Origin of the sequence: Pseudomonas sp. B7 (genome assembly GCF_016735645.1) — a bacterium.
Taxonomy (GTDB): domain Bacteria; phylum Pseudomonadota; class Gammaproteobacteria; order Pseudomonadales; family Pseudomonadaceae; genus Aquipseudomonas; species Aquipseudomonas glycinae.
Genome location: NZ_JAERRE010000001.1, coordinates 786,096 through 811,373 on the forward strand (window position 1 = coordinate 786,096; position 25,278 = coordinate 811,373).

The 25,278-nt window shown below is 60.5% G+C and carries 21 protein-coding genes; 12 read left to right on the forward strand and 9 right to left on the reverse strand.

From position 1 onward, the window contains the following. Nucleotides 1–6 precede the first annotated feature (6 nt). Nucleotides 7–501, reverse strand: a complete 495-nt coding sequence (locus tag JKA62_RS03685; RefSeq protein ID WP_011335783.1) for a CS1 type fimbrial major subunit — start codon at nt 499–501, stop codon at nt 7–9. Between the two features lie 503 nt (nt 502–1,004). Between JKA62_RS03685 and JKA62_RS03690 the strand changes: the two genes are divergently transcribed. Together JKA62_RS03690 and JKA62_RS03695 are read left to right on the forward strand one after the other, a co-directional pair. Continuing rightward, nucleotides 1,005–1,580, forward strand: a complete 576-nt coding sequence (locus JKA62_RS03690; protein ID WP_011335784.1) for a PadR family transcriptional regulator — start codon at nt 1,005–1,007, stop codon at nt 1,578–1,580. Then, nucleotides 1,577–2,362, forward strand: coding sequence for a siderophore-interacting protein (locus JKA62_RS03695; protein ID WP_011335785.1), 786 nt, complete (start codon nt 1,577–1,579; stop codon nt 2,360–2,362). The genes JKA62_RS03690 and JKA62_RS03695 overlap by 4 nt, the downstream gene beginning before the upstream one ends. Nucleotides 2,363–2,380: 18 nt before the next feature. Here JKA62_RS03695 and JKA62_RS03700 read toward each other — a convergent pair whose 3' ends face one another. Together JKA62_RS03700 and JKA62_RS03705 are read right to left on the reverse strand one after the other, a co-directional pair. Beyond that, complete coding sequence (locus tag JKA62_RS03700; RefSeq protein WP_011335786.1) at nt 2,381–3,019, reverse strand: Pr6Pr family membrane protein; 639 nt, start codon at nt 3,017–3,019, stop codon at nt 2,381–2,383. A 1-nt stretch (nt 3,020) separates the two neighbouring features. Continuing rightward, complete coding sequence (locus JKA62_RS03705; protein ID WP_007956650.1) at nt 3,021–3,251, reverse strand: VF530 family DNA-binding protein; 231 nt, start codon at nt 3,249–3,251, stop codon at nt 3,021–3,023. 300 nt (nt 3,252–3,551) lie between these two features. Here JKA62_RS03705 and JKA62_RS03710 point away from each other — a divergent pair, with 300 nt between their 5' ends. From JKA62_RS03710 to cmoB, 8 genes are all read left to right on the forward strand, one after another. Continuing rightward, a complete protein-coding gene (locus JKA62_RS03710; RefSeq protein WP_201816411.1) occupies nt 3,552–4,913 on the forward strand; it encodes a carbohydrate porin in 1,362 nt (453 codons plus the stop codon). A 136-nt stretch (nt 4,914–5,049) separates the two neighbouring features. Continuing rightward, nucleotides 5,050–7,461 (forward strand): glucose/quinate/shikimate family membrane-bound PQQ-dependent dehydrogenase, encoded by a 2,412-nt coding sequence (locus JKA62_RS03715; protein WP_011335788.1) that lies wholly within the window; start codon nt 5,050–5,052, stop codon nt 7,459–7,461. 404 nt (nt 7,462–7,865) lie between these two features. After that, nucleotides 7,866–8,234, forward strand: coding sequence for a DUF6124 family protein (locus JKA62_RS03720; RefSeq protein ID WP_011335789.1), 369 nt, complete (start codon nt 7,866–7,868; stop codon nt 8,232–8,234). A gap of 696 nt (nt 8,235–8,930) precedes the next feature. Next, nucleotides 8,931–11,354: an endopeptidase La gene (lon, locus tag JKA62_RS03725; RefSeq protein WP_011335790.1), complete on the forward strand. Its 2,424-nt coding sequence runs from the start codon at nt 8,931–8,933 to the stop codon at nt 11,352–11,354. 110 nt (nt 11,355–11,464) lie between these two features. Beyond that, nucleotides 11,465–11,857 (forward strand): protease inhibitor I42 family protein, encoded by a 393-nt coding sequence (locus JKA62_RS03730; protein ID WP_011335791.1) that lies wholly within the window; start codon nt 11,465–11,467, stop codon nt 11,855–11,857. Nucleotides 11,858–11,859: 2 nt separating this feature from the next. Then, nucleotides 11,860–12,504 (forward strand): lysoplasmalogenase, encoded by a 645-nt coding sequence (locus JKA62_RS03735; protein WP_011335792.1) that lies wholly within the window; start codon nt 11,860–11,862, stop codon nt 12,502–12,504. A 121-nt stretch (nt 12,505–12,625) separates the two neighbouring features. Beyond that, nucleotides 12,626–13,333 carry a carboxy-S-adenosyl-L-methionine synthase CmoA gene (gene cmoA / locus JKA62_RS03740; RefSeq protein ID WP_218888027.1) on the forward strand — a complete coding sequence of 236 codons (708 nt, stop codon included), beginning with the start codon at nt 12,626–12,628 and terminating at the stop codon, nt 13,331–13,333. Next, nucleotides 13,330–14,286, forward strand: coding sequence for a tRNA 5-methoxyuridine(34)/uridine 5-oxyacetic acid(34) synthase CmoB (gene cmoB / locus JKA62_RS03745; RefSeq protein WP_011335793.1), 957 nt, complete (start codon nt 13,330–13,332; stop codon nt 14,284–14,286). Before cmoA ends, cmoB begins: the two co-directional genes overlap by 4 nt. A gap of 133 nt (nt 14,287–14,419) precedes the next feature. Here cmoB and tadA read toward each other — a convergent pair whose 3' ends face one another. Together tadA and JKA62_RS03755 are read right to left on the reverse strand one after the other, a co-directional pair. Then, nucleotides 14,420–14,917 (reverse strand): tRNA adenosine(34) deaminase TadA, encoded by a 498-nt coding sequence (gene tadA / locus JKA62_RS03750; protein WP_011335794.1) that lies wholly within the window; start codon nt 14,915–14,917, stop codon nt 14,420–14,422. After that, entirely contained in the window at nt 14,917–16,293 is a 1,377-nt protein-coding gene (locus JKA62_RS03755; protein WP_041475607.1) for a multicopper oxidase family protein, read from the reverse strand. Before JKA62_RS03755 ends, tadA begins: the two co-directional genes overlap by 1 nt. 134 nt (nt 16,294–16,427) lie before the next feature. On the opposite strand from JKA62_RS03755, the gene JKA62_RS03760 reads away from it, so the two are divergent. Continuing rightward, the gene (locus tag JKA62_RS03760) at nt 16,428–19,571 is read left to right on the forward strand and encodes a membrane-targeted effector domain-containing toxin (RefSeq protein ID WP_011335796.1); all 3,144 of its coding nucleotides are present in this window, start codon (nt 16,428–16,430) and stop codon (nt 19,569–19,571) included. A 79-nt stretch (nt 19,572–19,650) separates the two neighbouring features. On the opposite strand, the gene guaA is transcribed toward JKA62_RS03760, so the two are convergent. From guaA to JKA62_RS03780, 4 genes are all read right to left on the reverse strand, one after another. Beyond that, on the reverse strand, nt 19,651–21,228 hold the full coding sequence (guaA, locus tag JKA62_RS03765) for a glutamine-hydrolyzing GMP synthase (RefSeq protein WP_011335797.1): 1,578 nt from the start codon (nt 21,226–21,228) through the stop codon (nt 19,651–19,653). Between the two features lie 82 nt (nt 21,229–21,310). Continuing rightward, complete coding sequence (guaB, locus tag JKA62_RS03770; RefSeq protein ID WP_011335798.1) at nt 21,311–22,780, reverse strand: IMP dehydrogenase; 1,470 nt, start codon at nt 22,778–22,780, stop codon at nt 21,311–21,313. Nucleotides 22,781–22,895: 115 nt separating this feature from the next. Continuing rightward, nucleotides 22,896–23,444: a hypothetical protein gene (locus tag JKA62_RS03775; RefSeq protein WP_011335799.1), complete on the reverse strand. Its 549-nt coding sequence runs from the start codon at nt 23,442–23,444 to the stop codon at nt 22,896–22,898. 73 nt (nt 23,445–23,517) lie between these two features. Then, a complete protein-coding gene (locus JKA62_RS03780; protein WP_011335800.1) occupies nt 23,518–24,285 on the reverse strand; it encodes a sulfite exporter TauE/SafE family protein in 768 nt (255 codons plus the stop codon). A 100-nt stretch (nt 24,286–24,385) separates the two neighbouring features. Here JKA62_RS03780 and JKA62_RS03785 point away from each other — a divergent pair, with 100 nt between their 5' ends. Then, complete coding sequence (locus tag JKA62_RS03785; protein WP_011335801.1) at nt 24,386–25,273, forward strand: LysR family transcriptional regulator; 888 nt, start codon at nt 24,386–24,388, stop codon at nt 25,271–25,273. Nucleotides 25,274–25,278 lie beyond the last annotated feature (5 nt).

Genomic DNA, 25,278 nt, shown 5'->3' on the forward strand with positions numbered 1-25,278 from the left:
CACGGGTTAGAGCGCGGCGCCGACGGGAGGAACAGCGTCGAACATCATGGTGACTGCGCCGGTGTAATCGCCCGGGGTGAAGTTGGTGCCGGCGGCGGTGATGCGCAGCGGTGCACGGTAGTTCACATCGGACTCGGCCTCGCCAACAACCATTTGCGGGGTCTGGGTCAGAACCTTGTTATTGAACTCGACTTTGAGATCAATGATGCTTGAGCCGCCGACCAGTTTCGGCACGCCTTCCAGATAGCCATGAACCGAACCGTTGGTGTTGCGCACATCGAAGAAACCTTCCACGGGTTTCATGGTTCCGGTAATCGGGCTGAAGCTCATGTCCTGATCCTTGTTGACCAGGTCAGCATCCGTTGGCACCACATAGAAACCATTGGTTGGCACATGCGCCACCAGGCTGATGGAGTGACGTGCTTCACCGGCGGCGAAGACCACGGAAGAGCTCAGAGCCAGAACAGCCAGTGGGGCAGCGAAAGCGATTTTCTTGAACATCGGTCAGTACCTGTCTTCTTTTAAAGGATCGAAGCGTTGAACTTTCAAGTCATTCAAGCCGACAAGGGCCGTATTGACCTGAAGTTTCAACGCCGGGGCATGATCGACTGTTCACTCTGGAATGTAAGCAGGCAACTTCCCACAAGCTTGTAGTTAAACCAGCTTATGACCAGAAAGAAAAAACGCGATATTTTCAATATTCAAAACAATAGCTGTAAGTTTAAGACTACATACAGTTAAAGATAAAAAACCATACAGCACTTTCAACTAATCAACGCGGGATAATTGCACTTTCCAGAGCATCTTCTCAACCACCTGTAGAGTTTAAACTTTAACTTTTTGGTCATTGATACAGATATTTCGTGGTGTTTCCGAATTACGAAAATGCGTCTCCAGATCTGCTTACCGTTGGTCAGGGCGGACGCGCGCTCAGTAAAAAACCGCTTGCTCACTGCAAAAGATATATCTTACGTTGTATCTAAATACGACGAGAGAAGACTTAAATGAGAGACCATCATTCCCCCCACCGCGACCACGGCGACAGCCGTGACGGCTTCGAAAAACGCCATGGTCGCGAACGCGGAGGTCGCGGCCCGCGGGTATTCGCCCCGGGCGATCTGAAATTGCTGCTGCTGGCGCTGATCGCCGAACAGCCGTGTCACGGCTATGACCTGATCCGCCAGATCGAAACCATGTTCGACGGCGCCTACAGCCCCAGCCCCGGCGTGATCTACCCGACCCTGACATTCCTCGAAGAGAGCGAAATGATCACCGGCGACGCCGAGGGCGGCAAAAAGCGCTACGCGGTGACCGATGCCGGCCGCCAATCCCTCAGCGAACAGGCGGTGGCGCTGGACGGCGTGCGCATGCGCATCGACGTCAGCAAGCGCTCGCTTCGCGGCCACGACCGGCCGCCGGAAATTCATGAAGCGGTGCACAACCTGCGCCACGCCCTGCAAATGCACCACGGGCGCTGGAGCCCGGAAGAAATCCTGCGAGTGCGCGACCTGCTCAACGACACCGCCAAAGCCATCGTCGACGGCCCCGCCGTTCAATCTGCCCCGGAGAAAGCCGAATGACTGAAGTCCAGACCCAAGGCATCCACCGTGTGATGCATGAAATCAAACGCCGCCGACTCGAGGTTTTGCGAGTGGTCGATCTGACCCCGCGCATGCGCCGCATCACTCTTGGCGGTCCGGAACTGGCCGGGTTCATCAGCCTCGGTACCGACGATCACGTCAAACTGCTGTTCCCGCAGAACGCCGAACAGGCCGCCGCGCTGGAAACTTTGGTGCTGGGTGCCGGCAAGAGCGATGTGCCGATGCCGGAGATGCGCGACTACACCCCGCGCCGTTACGACCTCGACAAGCTTGAGCTGGACATCGACTTCGTCCTGCACGGCGACGGCCCTGCCTCGACCTGGGCTGAACAGGCCAGACCGGGACAGTTCCTGCACATCGGCGGCCCGCGCGGTTCGATGATCGTGCCGGACATCTTCGACAGCTACCTGCTGATCGGCGACGAAACCGCCCTGCCCGCCATCGCCCGCCGCCTCGAAGGCCTGGCGGCCAATCGCAAGGCGCTGGTGGTGATCGAAGTGGAAAACGGCAAGGAGCAGCAAACGCTGGAAAGCGCGGCACAGGTCAATGTGATCTGGGTACTGCGCGAGGGCGGCAAGGACAACCTGCTGGCGACCGTCAAACAATTGCAGGTGCCCAAGGGCAATCTGTATGCGTGGGTGGCGACGGAAACGAAAGTCTCGCGGCAGATCCGCCGGGTGCTGCTCGATGAACACGGACTCGACGAGAAGTTCGTCAAAGCGGTCGGTTACTGGCGCGCCGAGGGCTCCGAAGAGGAGTGAATACGCGCGGCGGCGCTGCTAAAGGCGCCGCCCCTGCCAGCGATCAATCCCGATCACCAGCAACGCCATCAGCACAAACCCCAGCAGAATGCCCCCGGCATTGATGAACACCTGTGGATAACCCAGCAGTGCCACGTCAATGAACGGATACGCGTAAGCCCCCAGCAAATGCCCGCGCAGCAATGCATAGGCGAAGTACACCAGCGGATAGATCAGCCACAGCGGCAGGTGCTTCAGACGCAAGCTGCCCTTGGGCACACACAACCACCAATAAGCCAGAAACAGCAGCGGCATCACATCGTGGAGCAATTCGTCCGCGATAAACTGCCAGCCCTGCGGATGCCACAGATGCCGCAGCAGAATGCTGTAGGCCAGGCCAACCACCGCAATGCTGACGGCAATTCCACTGCTGACCCAAGGTTGCAGAAACCAGCGCCGCGCGGTGGATTCACGATCGGTCACCGCGCAGGTCAGCACCACCGCCACCAGGGTGTTGGTGAGCACGGTGAAATAGCTGAAGAAACTCACCAGCCCGCCGAGCAGGCTGGCGCCGACACTCAGGCGTGCGAAGAAAATCAGGTACAGCTGAATTCCCAGCCCGGCCCAGCCCAGCACCGCAACCGAAGTGATCAGGCGTCGCCGCAAGACGGCGTTCATCTCAGAGCGGACGCTTGGTGCGCATCAGTTTCACGTACAGCCGCTCGACTTTCTCCCGCGCCCAAGGCGTCTTGCGCAGAAAGGTCAGGCTCGACTTGATGGTCGGATCGCTCTTGAAGCAACGGATGTCGATGCGCTCGGCCAGGCCCGACCATTCGTAGTGGGTCACCAGCGCATTGAGGATCTGTTCGAGGGTCACGCCGTGCAGCGGATCGGGGTTGTGGTCGTTCATGCCGGGCCTTTGGGCGAAGTAAAAATGCAGAAGCCGCGCACCTTAGCCGAGGGCATGGGCGGGTGGAAGGCCTTGGGTTAAATGTAGGCCAACCGGAGAAGATCGCAGCCTGCGCTAACACCTGCAATGCGCTGTATTGCCGCACTGTTACCGAATCCGAAAGGGTTCATGTCAGCAAAAGCCCTTTGTGTTTTTGTAACAGGACATTATCCTGCCGCCCTTCTGCTGAACCGCTTCACTGCCTGCGTCAAATCGTAGCGGCCAGTTTATCCCCCAAAAAGATCAAGAAAGACCTATTCAATGCCCGATTTTCCGTTCTCCCGAGACAGCGCTATCTCAACCCTGCGCCTGATCGGCGGCTGCACCGCCCTTGGCCTCGCCACCTGCACCCAGGCCGCTCCGGCCTTCGACAGTGAATCACCGTGGATGCTCGGTGACTGGAACGGCACCCGTAACGAACTCGCGGCAAAAGGCATCGACTTCAAGCTCGACTACACCGGCGAAATGGGCAGCAACCTGCACGGCGGCTACGACCACGACCGCACCGCGCGCTACAGCGACCAATGGGGCCTCGGCACTCATCTGGACCTGCAAAAACTGCTCGGCTGGAACGACGCTGAATTCCAGCTGACCGTAACCAAGCGCAGCGGCAACAACATCAGCAACGACCGCATCAACGACCCGCGCGTCGGGGGCTTCACCTCGGCCCAGGAAGTCTGGGGCCGTGGCCAGACCACCCGCCTGACACAAATGTGGTACCAGCAGAAATTCTTCGACCAGAAGCTCGACATCAAGGTCGGCCGTTTCGGCGAAGGCGAAGACTTCAACAGCTTCCCGTGCGACTTCCAGAACCTGGCGTTCTGCGGCTCGCAGGTCGGCAACTGGGTCGGTGGCATCTGGTACAACTGGCCGGTCAGCCAATGGGCACTGCGCGTCAAATATCACCTGACGCCAGAGCTGTACGCGCAGGTCGGCGCCTACGAGCAAAACCCGTCGAACCTCGATCGCGGTAACGGCTTCAAGCTCAGCGGCAGCGGCACCCAGGGCGCGATCCTGCCGATCGAACTGGTGTGGAAGCCCAAGCTCAACGGCCTGCCGGGCGAATACCGCGCCGGTTACTACTACAGCAACGCCAAGGCCACCGATGCCTATAAAGACAGCAACGGCCAGCCGGCGGCCCTGAGCGGCGAAGCCTATCGCAGCGCTTCGAGCAAACACGGTGTGTGGCTCGGTGTGCAGCAGCAGATCACCAGCGTCGCCAGCGACAATTCCCGTGGCCTGAGCGTGTTCGCCAACGGCACGATGCACGACAAGAAGACCAACGCCATCGACAACTACGTCCAGGCCGGCGTGGTCTACAAAGGCCTGTTCGACGCCCGCGCCAGGGACGACATCGGTTTCGCTCTGGCTCGCGTTCACGTCAACCCGGCGTACCGCAAGAACGCCGAAGCGACCAACCAGGCCCGCGCCGTCTACGACTACGACGATCCGTCGTTCCTGCCACCGCAGGACACCGAATACAGCGCCGAACTCTACTACGGCGTGCACGTCACGAACTGGCTGACCGTGCGCCCGAACCTGCAATACATCCGCCATCCGGGCGGTGTGGACAAGGTCGACGACGCGCTGATTGGCGGGATCAAAATCCAGTCGTCGTTCTGACCCAGCGCACGCGGCTCAGCCCTGCGAAAGAAATTCGATAGCAAGACAAGTTTTTATCTGAACCCTGCCCGCGCCAAATCGTCATCTACAGTGACTACAGCGCGGGACTACTTGAAACGTCACGGAGAACCACACTATGAGCACTGAAGGTGCTTCGAGTCGAAGCCGTCTTCTGCCGAACCTGCTCGGCATTCTGCTTCTGCTGATGGGCCTGGCCATGCTGGCCGGGGGAATCAAGCTGAGTACGCTCGGCGGCTCGCTGTATTACCTGCTGGCCGGTATCGGCATCACGCTGACCGGCATTCTGATGCTGATGCGCCGTCGCGCAGCATTGGGCCTGTACGCCATCGTGCTGTTCGCCAGCACTGTCTGGGCGCTGTGGGAAGTTGGTCTGGACTGGTGGCAACTGGTGCCGCGTCTGGCGCTGTGGTTTGTCCTCGGTTTCGTGATGCTGCTGCCGTGGTTCCGTCGTCCGCTGCTGCTCGCAGGCCCTGCGCCGATGGGCACCGGCGGTTTGACCGTGGCTGTGATTCTGGCCGGCGTCACTGCCCTGGCCAGCCTGTTCACCCACCCGGGCGAAACCTTCGGCGAACTGGGTCGCGACACCGCCGACACCACCAGCACCGCCCCGCAAATGCCGGACGGCGACTGGCAGGCCTACGGCCGCACCGAATTCGGTGACCGCTACTCGCCACTGAAACAGATCACCCCGGCCAACGTCGGCAAGCTGCAAGAAGCCTGGCGCATCCAGACCGGCGACCTGCCGACTGCCGACGACCCGGTCGAGCTGACCAACGAAAACACCCCGCTGAAAGCCAACGGCATGCTTTACGCCTGCACTGCGCACAGCAAAGTGCTGGCACTGGACCCGGACACCGGCAAGGAACTATGGCGCTTCGATCCGCAGATCAAAAGCCCGGAAGGCTTCAAGGGCTTCGCCCACATGACCTGCCGTGGCGTGTCGTACTACGACGAAGCCGCGTACGCCAAGTCTGAAAACGCGGCGTCCACCGTGATCTCCGAGGCCGGCAAAGCCGTCGCCCAGGCCTGCCCGCGTCGCCTGTACCTGCCTACCGCCGATGCCCGCCTGATCGCACTGAACGCCGACACCGGCAAGATCTGCGAAGGCTTCGGCACCAACGGTGTGGTTGACCTGACCCAGGGCATCGGCCCGTTCACCGCTGGCGGTTACTACTCCACCTCTCCTGCCGCGATCACCCGTGATCTGGTGATCATGGGCGGTCACGTCACCGACAACGAATCGACCAACGAGCCGTCCGGCGTGATCCGCGCCTACGACGTGCGCGACGGCCATCTGGTCTGGAACTGGGACAGCAACAACCCGGACGCCACCGAACCCTTGGCCCCGGGCCAGACCTACAGCCGCAACTCGGCCAACATGTGGTCGCTGGCCAGCGTCGATGAAAAACTCGGCATGGTCTATCTGCCATTGGGCAACCAGACGCCTGACCAGTGGGGCGGCGATCGCACCCCCGGTGCCGAGAAATTCAGCGCCGGCCTGGTCGCGCTGGACCTGGCGACCGGCAAGGTGCGCTGGAACTACCAGTTCACCCACCACGACCTGTGGGACATGGACGTCGGCAGCCAGCCAACCCTGCTGGACATGAAAACCGCCGACGGCATCAAGCCTGCGCTGATCGCCCCGACCAAGCAGGGCAGCCTGTACGTCCTCGACCGTCGTGACGGCACGCCGATCATCCCGATCCGCGAGATCCCGGTGCCGCAAGGCGCCGTGAAAGGCGACCACACCGCCCCGACCCAGGCCCGTTCGGACCTGAACCTGCTGGCCCCGGAACTGACCGAAAAAGCCATGTGGGGCGCCAGCCCGTTCGACCAGATGTTGTGCCGCATCCAGTTCAAGGAACTGCGCTACGAAGGCCAATACACGCCTCCGTCGGAACAGGGCAGCCTGATCTACCCGGGTAACGTCGGCGTGTTCAACTGGGGCGGTGTTTCTGTCGACCCGGTTCGCCAGATGCTGTTCACCAGCCCGAACTACATGGCTTTCGTCTCCAAGATGATCCCACGTGCCGACGTACCCGCCGACAGCAAGCGCGAAAGCGAAACTTCCGGCATCCAGAAAAACACCGGTGCGCCGTATGCCGTGACCATGCACCCGTTCATGTCGCCACTGGGCGTACCGTGCCAGGCCCCGGCCTGGGGCTACGTCGCCGGTATCGACCTGACCACCGGCAAAGTCGTCTGGAAACGCAAAAACGGTACCAGCCGCGACAGCTCGCCAATCCCGATCGGCTTCACCCTGGGCGTGCCAAGCATGGGCGGCTCGATCGTCACTGCCGGCGGCGTCGGCTTCCTCAGCGGCACGCTGGACCAGTACCTGCGCGCCTACGACGTGAACACCGGTAAAGAACTGTGGAAATCGCGTCTGCCGGCCGGCGGCCAGGCGACCCCAATGACCTACACCGGCAAGGACGGCAAGCAATACGTCCTGCTCGTGGTGGGTGGTCACGGCTCGCTGGGCACCAAGATGGGTGACTATGTGATTGCCTACAAACTGCCGGAATAAGCTTTAGCGGCGGTAAGGAAAAAGGCGATGCCCTGTGAGGGGTGTCGCCTTTTTTTGTGGACTGCGGTTTCTAAACGAGGTGTTTATGTCCTACAGAAGGGGTGTTTGCGGGGGATGTTTCTGACATGTCGCGTCGGTTGTCGCTCGGAAATGGGGTGGATAGGCTTTGGGGGTCGCTGCAAATTCAGCGAACGGGCGTCGCGGCCCGATAACTGATGCATAATCGCCAACCTCACGGCACCTCGGTGCCTGTTGTTTGTTTCATGGCGGCTGTGCGCGGGATACCTTCCTTGGAGGTATGCCGATTCCTCAGTTATCGGTCCGCGAACCCGCGTACAGCTGCCACCTCAGATTGCGTCGCGGCAATCGAAGGCAGCTCCAATTTCACCAACTGAGTATTCACCATGAAAAAACCAACACCCAATCCCCCCGAATCAAACGACACCTCGCCATACGAATCCCCTGATTCAATGAAACTCCACGACGCCGCCGAACGCGCGCTCGACCACCATTTCAATCCGATTCCAAAAAAATGCCCCGGTCGCCGACCGAGCCAGATGTTCCAGATCTCGCCAGACATGGACGATGAAAGCCTGTTGGCCCATGCCTGTGAGTCCCTGGCTACCGCAAGTGTCATGGCCAGTGATGTAGCGGCTTTTGTCGATACGCCGCAGCGGCATCGGATCCTGGGCATTCAGCAGGTGATCATGCTGGCGGAACTGGCGGTGAATCGGGTGCTGGATAATGTCGAGGTCAGTCGATATCCGGCGTAAATGCTGATGAGGTTTCTGCGGGAGCCAGGCTTGTGGTGAGTCAGTCAGGACGCTGCCCTCACCCTAGCCCTCTCCCGGAGGGAGAGGGGACTGACCGCGTTGTCTGGGAGAGGTACGCCGACGTGAGATACCGAGTCGAACTCAGGTTTTAGAGCCCCAATCGGCTCCCTCCTCTCACCATCACCTTCTCACTCTGCTCTTCCCTGCTGTTCCCTGCTCTTCCCTGCTCTTCACCACTCAACACGATGAGCGTTAGCTCGAGTACCGCTCTTGACCTGCCGGCCCCATCGGAAGGCTGAGTGGAGGGATTTATCCGGGGGTGGGAGCGCAGCGACCGTTTGGCGAAGCCAAACACATCGAGAGGAGGTGCAGCGAAGCAAACCGTAGGCGATGCCCCCGGATGAATCCCGGAGCGAAGGAACGCCGAGCCACAGCGAGGCGCCGGACGCAGGGGCCCAGACCTTTGGTTCCTTTGGGGCGTTTGCCAAAGGGACTCGCCGTAAGGGCGAAACCGCCAGCGGGCGCACCCGAAGAAACGGATATGTACTCGATAAAACCGCAGCATGGTCGGCCCAAAGGCCGCCAAGCTCAAAACCCTGTCAAAACCCTGAACACACAAGCAGAAACATTCACCCCCATTGAAACCACCCAACCCCTGCCCCATCTAACAGCCATACCCAATTGCGCAGGTGCCCCATGAGCGACCAGCAAGAATTCCCCGAAAACCCCGACGACATCACCGAAACCGACGCCGAACACATCGAACACCACGTCCCCGGCAAAGGCCTGGCCCTGCCCGGCCAGAACCTGCCGGACAAGGTCTACATCATCCCGATCCACAACCGCCCGTTCTTCCCGGCCCAGGTCCTGCCGGTTATCGTCAACGAAGAGCCCTGGGCCGAAACCCTTGAACTGGTCAGCAAATCCGAACACCACTCCCTGGCCCTGTTCTTCATGGACACACCCCAGGAAGACCCGCGCCACTTCGACACCAAGGCGTTGCCGCAATACGGCACCCTGGTCAAGGTGCATCACGCCAGCCGCGAAAACGGCAAACTGCAATTCGTCGCGCAGGGCCTGAGCCGCGTACGCATCAAGACCTGGCTCAAACACCATCGCCCGCCGTATCTCGTTGAAGTCGAATACCCGCACCAGCCCACCGAGCCGACCGACGAGGTCAAGGCCTACGGAATGGCGCTGATCAACGCTATCAAGGAACTGCTGCCGCTCAACCCGCTGTACAGCGAAGAGCTGAAGAACTACCTCAACCGCTTCAGCCCCAACGATCCGTCGCCGCTGACCGACTTCGCCGCCGCCCTCACATCGGCGACCGGCAATGAGCTGCAGGAAGTGCTCGACTGCGTGCCGATGCTCAAGCGCATGGAAAAAGTCCTGCCGATGCTGCGCAAGGAAGTCGAAGTCGCGCGTCTGCAAAAAGAAATCTCCGCCGAAGTGAACCGCAAGATCGGCGAGCATCAGCGCGAGTTCTTCCTCAAGGAACAGCTCAAGGTCATCCAGCAAGAGCTGGGCCTGACCAAGGACGACCGCAGCGCCGACCTCGAGCAGTTCGAGCAGCGTCTGGAAGGCAAGGTCCTGCCGACGCAGGTACAAAAGCGCCTCGAAGAAGAAATGAACAAACTGTCGATCCTCGAAACCGGATCGCCGGAGTACGCGGTCACCCGCAACTACCTCGACTGGGCAACCTCGGTACCGTGGGGCGTGTATGGCGAGGACAAACTCGACCTCAAGCACGCGCGCAAGGTGCTGGACAAACACCACGCCGGCCTCGACGACATCAAGGACCGGATTCTCGAATTCCTAGCGGTCGGTGCCTATAAAGGCGAGATCAGTGGCTCCATCGTGCTGCTGGTGGGCCCGCCGGGCGTGGGTAAAACCAGTGTCGGCAAATCCATCGCCGAATCCCTCGGCCGGCCGTTCTACCGCTTCAGCCTCGGCGGCATGCGCGACGAAGCCGAGATCAAGGGCCACCGCCGCACCTACATCGGCGCGCAGCCGGGCAAACTCGTGCAGGCGTTGAAAGACGTCGAAGTGATGAACCCGGTGATCATGCTCGACGAGATCGACAAGATGGGCCAGAGCTACCAGGGCGACCCCGCCTCGGCGCTGCTCGAAACCCTCGACCCGGAACAGAACGTCGAATTCCTCGACCACTATCTGGACCTGCGGATGGACCTGTCGAAAGTCCTGTTCGTCTGCACCGCCAACACCCTGGATTCGATTCCCGGCCCGTTGCTGGACCGGATGGAAGTGATTCGCCTGTCGGGCTACATCACCGAAGAAAAAGTCGCCATCGCCAAGCGTCACCTGTGGCCGAAACTGCTGGAAAAGGCTGGCGTGTCCAAAGGCAGCCTGAGCATCAGCGACACGGCGCTCAAGGCTCTGATCGACGGTTATGCCCGTGAAGCCGGCGTGCGCCAGCTGGAAAAACAGATGGGCAAACTGGTGCGCAAAGCGGTGATGAAGCTGATCGACGACCCGAAAGCGGCGATCAAGATCGGCCCGAAAGACCTCGAAGCGTCCCTCGGCCATCCGGTGTTCCGCAACGAGCAAGTGCTGTCCGGCACTGGCGTGATCACGGGACTTGCCTGGACCAGCATGGGCGGCGCGACACTGCCGATTGAAGCGACGCGGATTCACACGCTCAATCGAGGTTTCAAACTCACCGGGCAACTGGGCGATGTGATGAAGGAGTCGGCGGAGATCGCCTACAGCTACGTCAGCTCGCACCTGAAACAGTTCGGCGGTGACGCGAAATTCTTCGACGAAGCTTTCGTCCACCTGCACGTACCGGAAGGCGCCACACCGAAAGACGGCCCAAGCGCCGGCGTGACCATGGCCAGCGCCCTGCTCTCCCTCGCCCGTAATCAGCCGCCGAAAAAAGGCGTGGCCATGACCGGTGAACTGACGCTGACCGGCCATGTGCTGCCGATTGGCGGGGTGCGCGAGAAGGTGATTGCGGCGCGGCGGCAGAAGATTTTCGAGTTGATTCTGCCGGAACCCAATCGGGGTAACTTCGAGGAACTGCCGGATTACTTGAAGGAAGGCATTACCGTGCACTTCGCCAAGAAGTTTTCGGATGTGGCGAAGGTGCTTTTCTGATTTCTTCTTGAGCTATCGAGGGGGCTGCCATCGCTCCCCCTCACCGTCACACTTTGCCTCATCTTCAGTTATGCTCGCCGTTCGTCGCCAACGCTGGAGCCACTGAATCCATGTCCTACCTTCGCCTGTTTGTCCCCCTGTCCCTCGCCCTGCTGGCCGCCTGCGCCACGCAACCGAAAACCAACGTGACCGTGGAGAAACAAAGCGAATGCCCGGTGCGCCTGACCAACGGGCAAAACCTGATCGTCATGCTCCCGAGCAACCCCACTACCGGCTACCGCTGGGCCATCCAGGATTCTGCCGGTGGCGTATTGCGCGCCCTCAGCCCCGAGGTCTACAGCAATCCGGAGGATGCCGGCGTGGTCGGCGCGGCCGGGCTCTCGACCTGGCGCTTCCAGGCCTTCGCCACCGGCACCGGGCGCCTGCGCCTGACTTCGCAGCAACCGTGGGCGCCGGAAGTGTTGCCGGTGGAAACTTTTGACTGCGCCATTTCGGTGAACTGATCGTGGGCTGGCTGATCCTCGCGCTGATGGGCGCAGTGACCTTTCTCTATGGCCTCAGTACCCATGCGGCGCTGCTGTGTCTGCTGGTCAAACCGTTGCCGGTGTTGGCGTTGCTCGGCTGGCTGCATGACGCGCCACCCAGCGACTATCGCCGCTGGATCAGCCTCGGTCTGATTTTCTCGCTGGTCGGTGATGTACTGCTGGCGTGGCCGGGGGATTTGTTCGTCTTCGGTTTGGGCGCGTTTCTGGTCGCGCATCTGGCGTACCTCAAGGCTTACCTCAGCGATTGCCGGCGCCCGGCATTACTGCCGCTGGTTCTGGCGCTCAGCGTGGGTGCCGTGTTGTTGGGCATTCTGATTTCCAGTGGACTCGGGCCATTGACCGTGCCGGTGATCGTTTACGGAACGGCCATCAGCGCCATGCTCTGGCGCGCTCTCGCCCGCCTCGGCAGCGACGTACCGCAACGTTCGGCACTGCTGGCGGCGGGCGGCGCAGTAGCGTTCGTGTTCTCCGACAGCGTGATCGGCATCAACCGGTTTGTCTCACCGTTCAATGCAGCGCCCTACATCATCATTCTCAGTTACTGGCTGGGGCAGTGGGGGATTGCGGCGTCGGCGTTTTCACAGAGCAAACGTCCGGAGCTTTGAACCAGCGGTTTATCAGACAACCCGCGCATCTGCGCGCCAGTTTGGCTAAAATGCCGGCCTTTTCATCGACACCGCCGGAACCGCCGTGAGCAAAGAACCCGATCGCATTTTCGCCCAGCCGATGGCCCAGGTGCCTGACTTCGCCTTCAACGAAGACGTGGTGCGGGTGTTCCCGGACATGATCAAGCGCTCGGTGCCGGGTTATCCGACCATCGTCGAAAATCTCGGCGTGCTCGCGGCACAATTTGCTCAGCCGAACAGCGTGCTCTACGACCTCGGCGCCTCCCTCGGAGCGGTGACCCAGGCATTACGTCGCCACGTGCGCACCGACGGTTGCCGGGTGATCGCGGTGGATAACTCGGCGGCGATGGTCGAGCGCTGCCGCGAGTACCTCAACGGTCAGGATTCGATGTTCCAGGAGTTGCTGCCGGTCGAGGTGATCGAAGGCGACATCCTCGCCCTCGACTTCAAACCGGCCTCGGTGGTGGCGCTGAACTTCACCCTGCAATTCATCGCTCCGGATCAGCGTACGGCATTGCTGTCGCGCATTCGCCAATCATTGTTGCCGGGCGGCGCGCTGATTCTGTCGGAGAAGCTGCGCTTCAACGATGCCGAAGAACATGCGCTGCTGACCGATCTGCACGTCGCGTTCAAGCGCGCCAACGGTTACAGCGAACTGGAAATCGCCCAGAAGCGCAGCGCCATCGAAAACGTCATGAAGCCCGACAGCCTCGAAGAACACCGCGAGCGCCTGCTGGCCGCCGGGTTCTCGAAGGTCGTGCCGTGGTTCCAGTGTCTTAACTTTGCCTCGTTGATTGCCTTGCCATGATTGATCTGTCCCCCCTCGCCCGCCGTCTGGCCGGCACGCCGCTGGCCGAATGGGCCAACACCCTGCAAGTGCAGCTCGACAAAAAAATGGAGAAAGGCCACGGCGATCTGGAGCGCTGGCAAAGTGCGCTGGACGCCCTGCCGAAGATCCAGCCGACCGAAGTCGACCTGCTCGACGGCCTGAAGCTGGACACCAATTGCGACGACGAAACCCGCGCGCAAATGCGTACGGCGCTGATGGGGCTGTCGCCGTGGCGCAAGGGGCCGTTCGATCTGTTCGGCGTGCACGTCGACACCGAATGGCGCTCGGACTGGAAGTGGTCGCGGGTCTCTCCGCATCTGGATCTGAAGGGCAAGCGCATCCTCGATGTCGGTTGTGGTAACGGCTATTACATGTGGCGAATGCTCGGTGCCGGCGCCGACAGCGTGATCGGTGTCGATCCGAACTGGCTGTTCTTCTGCCAGTTCCAAGCGGTACAGCGTTATCTGTCAGAGCCGAATGCCTGGCACCTGCCGTTCCCGTTCGAAGACCTGCCGCCGAATCTGGAAGGCTTCGACACGGTGTTTTCGATGGGTGTGTTCTATCACCGTCGTTCGCCGATCGAGCATTTGCTGGCGCTGAAGGATTGCCTGGTGAAGGGTGGCGAACTGGTGCTGGAGACGCTGGTGGTCGAAGGCGACAAGCATCAGGTGCTGGTGCCGGAAGATCGTTATGCGCAGATGCGTAACGTGTGGTTCTTGCCGTCGGTGCCGGCGCTGGAATTGTGGCTGCGTCGTGCGGGGTTCACCGACGTTCGTTGCGTGGATGTCAGCATGACAACGGTCGATGAACAGCGTGGGACCGAGTGGATGAAGTATCAGTCGCTGAGTGATTTCCTTGATCCGGATGACCACAGCAAGACGATTGAAGGGCTGCCGGCGCCGATGCGGGCGGTCATCGTCGCGAAGAAGTAACGATCCCTTCCAGACACTGCAAAAAATTGTGGGAGCTGGCTTGCCAGCGATAACGGTGGATCAGTCGACATCAATGCTTGATGTGCCGACGCCATCGCCGGCAAGCCAGCTCCCACAGGGTTTGTGTTGTTCTTCAGTCTGCGGGTTTTGCCCGCCGCGCCCTGAAGAACTCGGTCAACACCGCCCCACACTCCTCCGCCAACACCCCACCTTCATACAACACTCGATGGTTGAGAAAGCCCTGAGTGAAGAACTGCCCCTGGCTCTGCACAATCCCGGCCTTGGGCTCCAGCGCGCCGAACACCACCCGCGAAACCCGCGAATGCACGATCAGCCCGGCGCACATGCTGCACGGCTCGAGCGTCACGTAGAGCGTACTGCCCGGCAGTCGATAGTTATCCACCGCTTGCGCGGCAGCGCGGATCGCGACCATTTCTGCGTGCGCGCTGGGATCACTGGTGCTGATCGGGCAGTTGAAACCACGGCCAATGATCTCGCCATCCTGCACCAGCACCGCGCCCACCGGCACTTCGCCGAGGGCCGCGCCTTGGGCTGCCAACTCCAGCGCCTCGCGCATGAAGTCGCGGTCACGGCTGCGGTCGATGATCGCCGCGGGGCGAATCTGGCGCATCACTTCACCTCGATGGCGGCCATCAGGCCGGTTTCCATGTGGTCGATCACATGGCAGTGGAACATCCACACCCCGGGGTTATCCGCCACCAGCGCCACTTGCGCGCGCTCGTTCTTGCCCAGCAGGTAGGTGTCGGTGAAGTACGGCACGATCTTGTGCCGGTTCGACGCAATCACCTTGAAACTCATGCCGTGCAAGTGGATCGGGTGCTGGTACTGAGTCATGTTCTTCAGTTCGAAAATATAGCTCTGGCCGAGTTTCAGGCTGGCGATTGGCCGGTCGGCGCAGGTCTTGTCGGTGATGTCCCAAGCCTTGCCGTTGATCTGCCACAGGCTCGGTGGCTTGCCGTTGTCGACGTTGACCGACACCGAACCGACCCATTCGAAATTGAAGTTGAGTTTCTCGGCATTGGCCAGGTCCGGCTCGGCCACCGGGTTGGCCGGCAGTGCTTTCGGCCAGTCGGTCGGCGCGTCAGTGTTGGCCACTGAACGCAGGGTGCCCAGGCGAACCGGGCCGTTGCGCAGCGACAGTTCTTCACCGGCCGGCGGTGCCTTGATCGCCAGGCAGATGCGCATGCCCGGGCCGAGCCAGTATTCCTTGCCCAATGGGCGCGGCTCGACCGGGTTGCCGTCCAGCGCATAGATCTGCGCTTCGACGCCGGGAATGTTGATGCGATAGGTCAGGGTATTGTCGAGGTTGAGCAGGCGTACGCGGGTGATCTGCCCCGCCGGCAACTCGATCACCGGGGTCGGAACGCCGTTGATCGTCGACAGCCGCCCCGCCGTACCGCCTCGGGCCGCTTCACGGGGAATGCTGAACTCGACGAAGTTGCCCTCGTCGTCGATGTGCCAGTTTTTCAGGCTCAGGGTCTTTTCGTACTTGAACCCGGTCGGCTCGCGCTCCTCGACAATCAACGGCCCGACCAGCCCGCGACCGAGTTCTTCGCTGCTGCTGACGTGCGGGTGATACCAGTAGCTGCCGGCGTCCGGCACACGGAATTTGTAATCGAAGTATTCGCCCGGCAGCACCGGCAACTGCGACACATAGGGCACGCCGTCCATCTCCAGCGGCAGGCGGATGCCGTGCCAGTGAATGGTCGTCGCCACCGGCAGATGGTTGATGAACCGCACCCGCAGCCACTCGCCCTGACGCACACGCAATTCGGTGCCCGGCGCCGACGGACCGAACGCCCAGGCCTCGGTCTTGTGTCCCGGCACCAGCTCGACGTCCAGAGGCGCAGCGATCAGTTCGTAGTCGTGTCCCGCGTTGGCATCCGCCACCTTGCCCAACCAGTAACGCGTCGCACCACCGGCTCCCGCGCCAACCACTGCAAGACCGGCCAGGCCACCGAGAATTTGTCGACGGGTAAAGGAGATGGACACAACTACCTCACGTATCAGCCGCGGGCCAGGGCGCCCGCAAAAGGCGAATACGATACACCTGCGCCTGGGAAACAGTAAGGGCGGCGCGGCGGATGGCCGCACATCCGGGACAATATCGGGTGGTAATCATGTACCGCACACCCCTTGAGCGAGTGGATCACCCTTCTCTTCCCTCTCAAGGAATAGAACGAATGAACCCGACAGAACAACGTCCGCTGCCCAACGACGCCGACAGAGCTGCACTCAAGGTCATGGCCACACAGGTGATCACGGCGTGCCCGAGCCTGAACGACACGGCCCGTCAGATTGCCATTGAAATGCTCGCCAGACATGGCCTTACCGGCCTCGATCCCGATCACGTCTATTACCATCGATTCAGAACTGCTCAGAGTCTTTCCACATCATTCACCGGTTGGCAGCATTATGGTGAAAAACCCTATGAAAGCCTGACCCTGACGCAACTGGTGATACACCGGTTCCGCGCCACGGATCAGGACAACGCCGACTTGCTCGATGTATACGGCGGGTTTTACAGCGCAGGGCCGGACACCGAAAACTTCGATACAACCAACGAAGTCCGGCTGCACGGTAACGAGGTACTCGACGACTTCTGGAACATCAACTTCAGCGAGCGTTACCGCAACGAGCTGCAGTCGTTCTGGGATCAGCACTCCCGTGAATTCCGCACGCTGGCCAAATGCAACTTTCTCGGCAAAGCCGTTGAAGCCCGGGAATTCGGCCACCTGAACGACGAGGACTTCCAGACTGCAATCAGCGCGGTCATCGGCCTGCTGAGCTGGCCAGTGAGCCTGCACAGTCTGCAAACCGAGTTCATCCCCGGCCATGGCCTGCGGGTTTGCACGCTGGATATCGACGGCCGTATGGCCACCGATATCCTGCGCATCATTGACTCGACAGGCCGGCAGATCCTCTATGTGCCCGGCGACAACCAACCATTTCATGTGCTGGACACCCCCACTGACATGCACTGGTGGGCCTTGCAACAGCTGAACGAGAAAGCACCGCGCGAACTGTTCCTCAAACACTTCTCGCTGGCTGACCGGCACTGGATGACCGAACACATCAGTGACCTGATGAATCGACTGGTCAGCACCTGGGGGCATTCGGATCATCATCTGATCAACCGTAACGATCACACGGTCACGGTGGATGCATTCAGCTGGCTGCGTGACTGTGCCCATAGCGCGATGTTCGCCGAAGCGGATCTTTCCCTGACCTCGAACGGTGATCTGCGCAAGAAACTCTGGATCGGCTATCTGAGCGCTGGTCTGAAAGTCTTCGGCCCGATGGCCGTGGTGGGCTGGCCTGTTGCATTGCCGGTGATTGGCGCCAGCCTCGCCGACATGGGGCTGAACATCGACAAGGCCGTCAACGGCAAGACTTCCGCGGAGCGCAAGGAAGGTGTCCTGGGGGCCGTTTTCAGCGGTATCGATGCGCTGTTCAATATTCCGTTTCTCAAGGGCACAGGCTCACTGGCGGAGCTCGACATGCCGTCAGAAGCCATCGAAGCAAGCGAACTGACAGAAGCCGATACAGCAGCGGAACTGGAGCCAGAACAACCGAATGACATCGTGCCTGTTCTGCCAGAACAGCCCTCGGTCATATCCGAACCAGTGCAAGCTTCACAAATCCCGCAACGCTTTCAATCCAACGCAATCCTCGACGGTCTTGATCCGGTTACGGAGCCGGGCAAATATCGCGGCATCTACAGACTCGACACCGATCCTCCCTACGCCATCCAGATGAACGACACGGCCTACTGCGTCCGTTACTTCAACGACTCACTGGGTGGCGGATTCTGGGCGATCATCGACCCGGCAAAACCGAACCAGCTGATTCACGCAATACCCGTGCGCTTGAACAGTGAAGGTCTGTGGGAGCGCATGACTCAACTGGGACTCAAGGGGGGCGGTCAGTGTCTGGGCAGGCAATGCACCGTCGATGTGGCACTTGAACTTGATACACGCGAACCCTCGCCCGCTGAGCCGGAGCCGTTGGTCACACAACCTGGACCGTCAAACCCTGCGCCCAGCGAGCCCCTGAACATCCGACTGGTCAAGACGCCTTACGCAGTCGATCCGCAGCGGGAGTTCGAACTGAGGCGTTGGGCCCTGCAATTACGTGAAACCCATATTCAACTGCGAATTGGTCCTGACGGCGGGCTGATCGCTCCGGATCGCTATGCCCTGTATTTCGCCGATAAAGCCCGCGCGCTTCGGATCTCCGCCAGGCGCTTCTACAAGAATCTGCCATGGGCAAACCTGCCGCCACGCCCGCCGATACCTGCAATTACCTCTTCAATGACCTTCATGGAATTCGTAGCACAGGCACTCAAGGAAGCGCCCGGTCTGGTGATCGGCGAAACGCCTGGCCGTATCACCAGCATGCGACTGATCATTGAAAACATGCCTGCTCTGGCGCGCGAAGGCGTCAAGACGCTTTATGTGCGCCGACTGCTCAGCGACTTTGCCCAGGCTGACCTGAATGCATACTTCAAGTCCGGCGTCATGTCCGAGGACTTGCAGCAGTACCTGAGTCGCCTCGGTACCGATCCGGCAGGGCGGTTCGACGAACTGGCACTGGTCAAAAGTGCCCGAGAAAACGGTATTCGAGTCCAGGCAACCGATTGCGCGGCTTCCTACAAAAGGCCCGATACGCTCGCACGGCCCGAGGAACAAATCATGACCAATCACCTGACAGCCGACATCATGTTTATCGACAAGAACCTGAATGACGTCGGCAAGTGGGTGGTACTGACAGGCGTGGAAAACACCAATACGTTCAGGGGCGTTGCCGGCATCAGCGAACTGGAAGGCGGCATTGGTTTGCGCATTGAAGAAGTTGATCCGGGACTGGGCGAACGTGTCTCACCGGACCCAGGTATCGATATAGAACGGGGCCCGCATTCAGAAACGCTGGTACAACGCGGGACTTTCGATACCCATTACGTCGACGCGCTGGTGCAATTGGAAGCGGCGCCGGTCAGCCGAAGCGAACTGCAAATACACCGACTGCTGTACCGCGCGGGCATGTATGTTTTCGAACGTTCACAAGGTACCTATCGGTTGTTCCACAGAAGTGTGAACGGCGAGATTGTACAAACCCCTGTCCAGACCTTCGCAGACGGGCGCTATTACATTGATCGCCCGTCCTGGGGTCCGGTACACCGCGTCCCCTACGATAATCTTGAGCAGTTATCCAGCGCACTGAAACAGATGGGGCTGCAACTGCAAAGCCGCCTTCCCCACTGACCTGCCCATTGCCACAAACAAAAAAACCCTGGCCGAAGCCAGGGTTTTTCATTGCATCAATACAACCGGTGTCGCGGGATCACTCCCACTCAATCGTCGCCGGCGGCTTGCTCGACACGTCGTAAGTCACGCGGGAGATGCCTTCGATTTCATTGATGATTCGGCCGGAAACGGTTTCCAGCAGTTCGTAAGGCAGGTGTGCCCAACGTGCGGTCATGAAGTCGATGGTTTCCACGGCACGCAGGGCCACGACCCAGGCGTAACGGCGGCCATCGCCGACCACGCCCACCGATTTCACCGGCTGGAACACGACAAACGCCTGGCTGACCTTGTGGTACCAGTCGGCCTTGCGCAGTTCTTCGATGAAGATGTGGTCGGCGCGACGCAGCAGGTCGGCGTATTCCTTCTTCACTTCACCGAGGATCCGTACGCCCAGGCCCGGGCCCGGGAACGGGTGACGGTAGACCATGTCGTACGGCAGGCCCAGTTCCAGACCCAGACGACGGACTTCGTCCTTGAACAGTTCGCGCAGTGGCTCGACCAGTTTCAGGTTCATTTCTTCCGGCAGGCCGCCCACGTTGTGGTGCGACTTGATCACGTGGGCCTTGCCGCTTTTCGCGCCAGCCGACTCGATCACGTCCGGGTAGATGGTGCCCTGAGCCAGGTACTTGATGTTGTCCAGTTTGCAGGATTCGGCATCGAACACGTCGATGAAGGTACGACCGATGATCTTGCGCTTCTTCTCCGGATCGGCTTCGCCGGCCAGGTTATTCAGGAACTGGTCTTCCGCGTTGGCGCGGATCACCTTGACGCCCATGTTCTCGGCGAACATGGCCATCACCTGCTCGCCTTCGTGCAGACGCAGCAGGCCGTTGTCGACGAAGACGCAGGTCAGCTGATCACCGATGGCCTTGTGCAGCAGCGCCGCAACCACCGAGGAATCCACACCGCCGGACAGCCCCAGCAGCACGTTGTCGGTACCGACCTGTGCGCGGATGTTGGCGATGGCGTCTTCGGCGATCTTCGACGGGGTCCACAGGGCTTCACAGCCGCAGATGTCGAGAACGAAACGCGACAGGATGCGACCGCCCTGCTTGGTGTGGGTCACTTCCGGGTGGAACTGCACGCCGTAGTAAGCGCGCTCGTCGTTGAACATGCCGGCGATCGGACAGCTCGGGGTGCTGGCCAGAATGTGGAAATCGCTTGGCATCTTGGTGACCTTGTCACCGTGGCTCATCCACACGTCGAGGCCGAACAGGCCGTCGGCGTCGATGTGGTCTTCGATGCCGTCGAGCAGACGGCTCTTGCCGACCACGTCAACGCGGGCATAACCGAACTCACGCAGTTCGGAGCCTTCAACCTTGCCGCCCAGTTGCTCGGCCATGGTCTGCATGCCGTAGCAGATACCGAAGACCGGTACGCCCAGGTCGAACACCGCTTGCGGGCAGCGCGGGCTGTTGGCTTCGTGCACGGACTCGGGACCGCCGGCGAGGATCACGCCTTTTGGCGCAAATTCGCGGATCGCATCTTCGTCCATGTCGAACGGGTGCAGTTCGCAGTACACACCGATCTCGCGCACGCGGCGGGCGATCAGTTGGGTGTATTGCGAACCGAAGTCGAGGATCAGGATGCGGTGAGCGTGAATGTCGAGGGCCATGATTCAGTCTCGTCTAAGTAATTCAGAAACGACTCGGGGCTGAATAAAACAGCCCCGGTCATTTAACGTTTTGCTTGAAGCCTCAACCTACGCGGTAGTTTGGCGCTTCCTTGGTGATCTGCACGTCGTGAACGTGGGATTCGGCCATGCCGGCACCGGTGATCCGCACGAACTCAGGCTTGGTGCGCATTTCTTCGATGTTGGCGCTGCCGGTGTAACCCATCGAGGAACGCAGACCGCCCATCAACTGGTGAATGATCGCGCTCAGGGTGCCCTTGTAAGGCACACGGCCTTCGATGCCTTCCGGAACGAGTTTCTCGGCGCCTGCCGAGGAGTCCTGGAAGTAACGGTCGGAGGAACCTTGAGCCTGGGACATGGCGCCCAGCGAACCCATGCCGCGATAAGCCTTGTACGAACGGCCCTGGAACAGTTCGATCTCGCCCGGTGCTTCTTCGGTACCGGCGAACATCGAGCCCATCATCACGCAGGACGCACCGGCCACGATGGCCTTGGACAGGTCACCGGAGAAACGGATGCCGCCGTCGGCGATCAACGGAACACCGGTGCCTTCAAGGGCAGCGGCAACGTTGGCGATGGCACTGATTTGCGGAACGCCGACACCGGCGACGATACGGGTGGTGCAGATCGAGCCAGGGCCGATACCGACCTTGACCGCGTCGGCGCCGGCTTCGGCCAGGGCCTTGGCGGCTGCGCCGGTGGCGATGTTGCCGCCGATCACCTGCACTTCAGGGAAGTTCTCTTTGACCCAGCGAACGCGGTCGATCACACCTTTGGAGTGACCGTGTGCGGTATCGACCACCACCACGTCCACACCGGCATTGACCAGGGCTGCAACGCGGTCACCGGTGTCTTTACCGGTACCGACCGCAGCGCCGACACGCAGACGACCTTGATCATCCTTGCTGGCCAGCGGGTAGGCCTTGGCTTTTTCGATGTCTTTGACGGTCATCATGCCTTTGAGGGCAAACTTGTCGTCGACGATCAGGACTTTTTCCAGGCGGTGCTTGTGCAGCAGCTCGCGGACTTCGTTCTTGTCGGCGCCTTCGCGAACAGTGACCAGACGCTCTTTAGGCGTCATCACTTCACGAACGGTGGCGTCCAGACGGGTTTCGAAACGCACGTCACGGGAAGTGACGATGCCGACCAGGTCGCCATCGTGCAGCACCGGAACGCCGGAAATGTTGTGCATGCGGGTCAGTTCGAACAGATCACGAACCGTGGCGTCAGCCTCGATGGTGATTGGGTCCTTGACCACACCGGCTTCGAACTTCTTGACCTTGCGAACTTCGGCAGCTTGCTGCTCGATGGTCATGTTCTTGTGGATAATGCCGATGCCACCTTCCTGAGCCATGGCGATTGCCAGACGGGCTTCGGTGACGGTGTCCATGGCGGCAGAAACCAGAGGAATGTTCAGCTCGATGCCACGGGTAAGGCGGGTCTTCAGACTGACTTCATTAGGAAGTACCTCGGAATAACCGGGCACTAGGAGAATGTCGTCGAAGGTCAGAGCTTCTTGGCTGATACGCAGCATCGCGGGGGCTCCCGAGCGGGAAAATGGAAGCGCGCCATTATACTCAGACACCCTACCGGGCTCAATGTAAAACTTGTCTTATATCAATGTTGCTGATGTACGGGAAAAACGCCCCTTACAACTCGACCTTGACCCAGCTCACCGGCTGATCCAGCCAGTCGGCGAATTCGTCGATGAAACTCTGCTTGAACCCCGCCTCGAGCCAGTTGTTGAAGATGAAACCGAGGTTGGAAAACCCGCATTCCTGTAAATACAGAAAACCGTTGATATCGTCTTCATGCCCGCATTCGGGGCAGGTGAAGTTGTCGGTGCGCCCCGGCATCCAGTCTTCCAGACTTTCGAACAGCGCTTCGCCGATCTCCTGCCGGCACTCGGCGCAACCGGCCTCTTCGAGAAAACCCTTGGCCGGGGTGTAGATGCAGCGCTTGGTGATGACTTCCAGCCCATTGATCGGCTCACCGAACGGTAACGCCTCGGGATGCAGCACCACCGCGCGGGCGCCATCGGCGATGGCGTAGGCCATGCGATTGCCGGTGCGTCCGCAGGTGCTCAGTTCTTCCTTGACGATGTTCTTGCGCACCAGCCAGCGCAGAATCGCCCGGGCGCGGGGCTCGTGCACCGGCAGGTTGGAGATTTTCGGGACGATGATGCTTTGGGAATTCATGGTGCAAGCCTGCTACGTCAAAGGATGTTCTGCGACGAACGCGGCCGGCAGCTTAATCCCTGACAAAATCCGGTCAAGTGCTTAAATAGCGGCCGATCAGAGCAATCCCGCTCGCCAGCACCAGCCAGGTCACCAGCCGCACGAAGGCCTCGCGGGACAGGCGCATGGTCAAACGTCGCCCGCCCCACAAGCCCAGCGCCATGGCTGGCAACAGACACACTGCAAGCATCAACAAGGGTAGCTCGGCATACACCCCGGCGATGGCAAACAGACTCAAGCGGACCACCGTGCTGCAACTGATCAGCGCACTCTGCGTGGCCCGTGCCGCGTCCTTGGGCAGTCGGCTGTTGAGGTAGATCGCATAAAGAAAGCCGCCGCTGCCGAACAACGCCCCGAACAACCCGCCCACGGTTCCCATCGGCAACGCCCATCCAGCGGACAACTGCGCCGGTCGTGCCTTGATCCACAAGCTGTAAACCGCGTAGGCACTGATGAACAACCCCATCAGCAGCAACAGCAGATCGGACTTGAGGTTAAGCAGGAAAATCACCCCCAGCGTGCAGCCCACCGCCATGCACGGCAGCAGCCGCAGCAACTCCGGTTTCGCCACATCCCGCCGCGACGGCAGCAGATTGCCGAACGCCGCGACGAAATCCAGCAGCACCAGCAACGGCACGATCTTCGACAGCGGCATGAACAGAATCAGAATCGGCCCCGCCACCAGCGCCGTGCCGAAACCGGCAATCCCGAACACGATGTAGGCCAGCGCGATGGCCAGTCCGATCACCACCCAGCCCTGCGCGCCCCACGACCATTCGCTCAACAACCCCGCCACGCTCATTCGCTCGCTTCCTTTATAAGCCTGCGATGACTTTAGCCAGCGCCGAGGGTTGCGACTAATATCTTCGAAACCGCCAAGCCATCTCGAAAAGGCATGTCTCGTGCTTTCAACCCGTCAATTGCGTTACTTCGTGGAAATCGCCGAGAGCGGCAGCTTCAGTGCTGCAGCCGAACGGCTGTTCATTGCTCAATCGGCGTTGAGCCGACAGATCAAGGACATGGAAACCCGCCTGCAAACGCCGCTGTTCGAACGCACCGCGCGCCAGCCCCGACTCACCGCCGCTGGCGAAGCGTTCCTGCCCCGGGCGAAAAATCTGCTCAATGAACTGAACAAGGCCAGCACCCTGGCCACGGAAATCGGCCAAGGGCAGCGCGGCACCTTGCGCCTTTGTCACTCCAGCACCGTGCCGATCAGTGGCCGACTGTTGCGCGACATGAGCGCATATCTGGAGCAGCAGCCCGGCGTTTCGCTGGACATCGGCACGCTCTCCTCGGAGGCGCAACTTGAAGAACTGGCCGAGGGTCGGCTCGATATCGGTCTGCTGCGTCTGCCGGTGCTGCGCCAGCGCGAGGGCGTTCAGGTTGTGCCGCTCTATAACGAACGCTTGCTGCTTGCCGTGCCGGCGGATCATCGACTGGCTTTGATGGAGGCAGTCGATCTGGCGCAATTGAAGGACGAAGCATTCATCTCCATCCCGCATCCGCAGCGCGGCGGGCTGAGCTATTTGTGCGCCGATCTGTGCATGCGTCACGGTTTCTTCCCCCAGGCTGCGAGGGTGATGTCGCGCAAGACCACGCAATTGCAGTTGATCCAGGCCGGATTCGGCATCGCTCTACTGCCGGAATCGATGCAGGACATCGCGCCCGCTGGTGTGAGATTTCTGCCGCTGACCGGCGATTGCCAAAGCACTGTCGCCCTCGCTTCTCGGCAAAATCCCACACCTCTGGTGCAACACTTCCTCCAGACATTCACCGGCGAATGCCTTTAAACTGC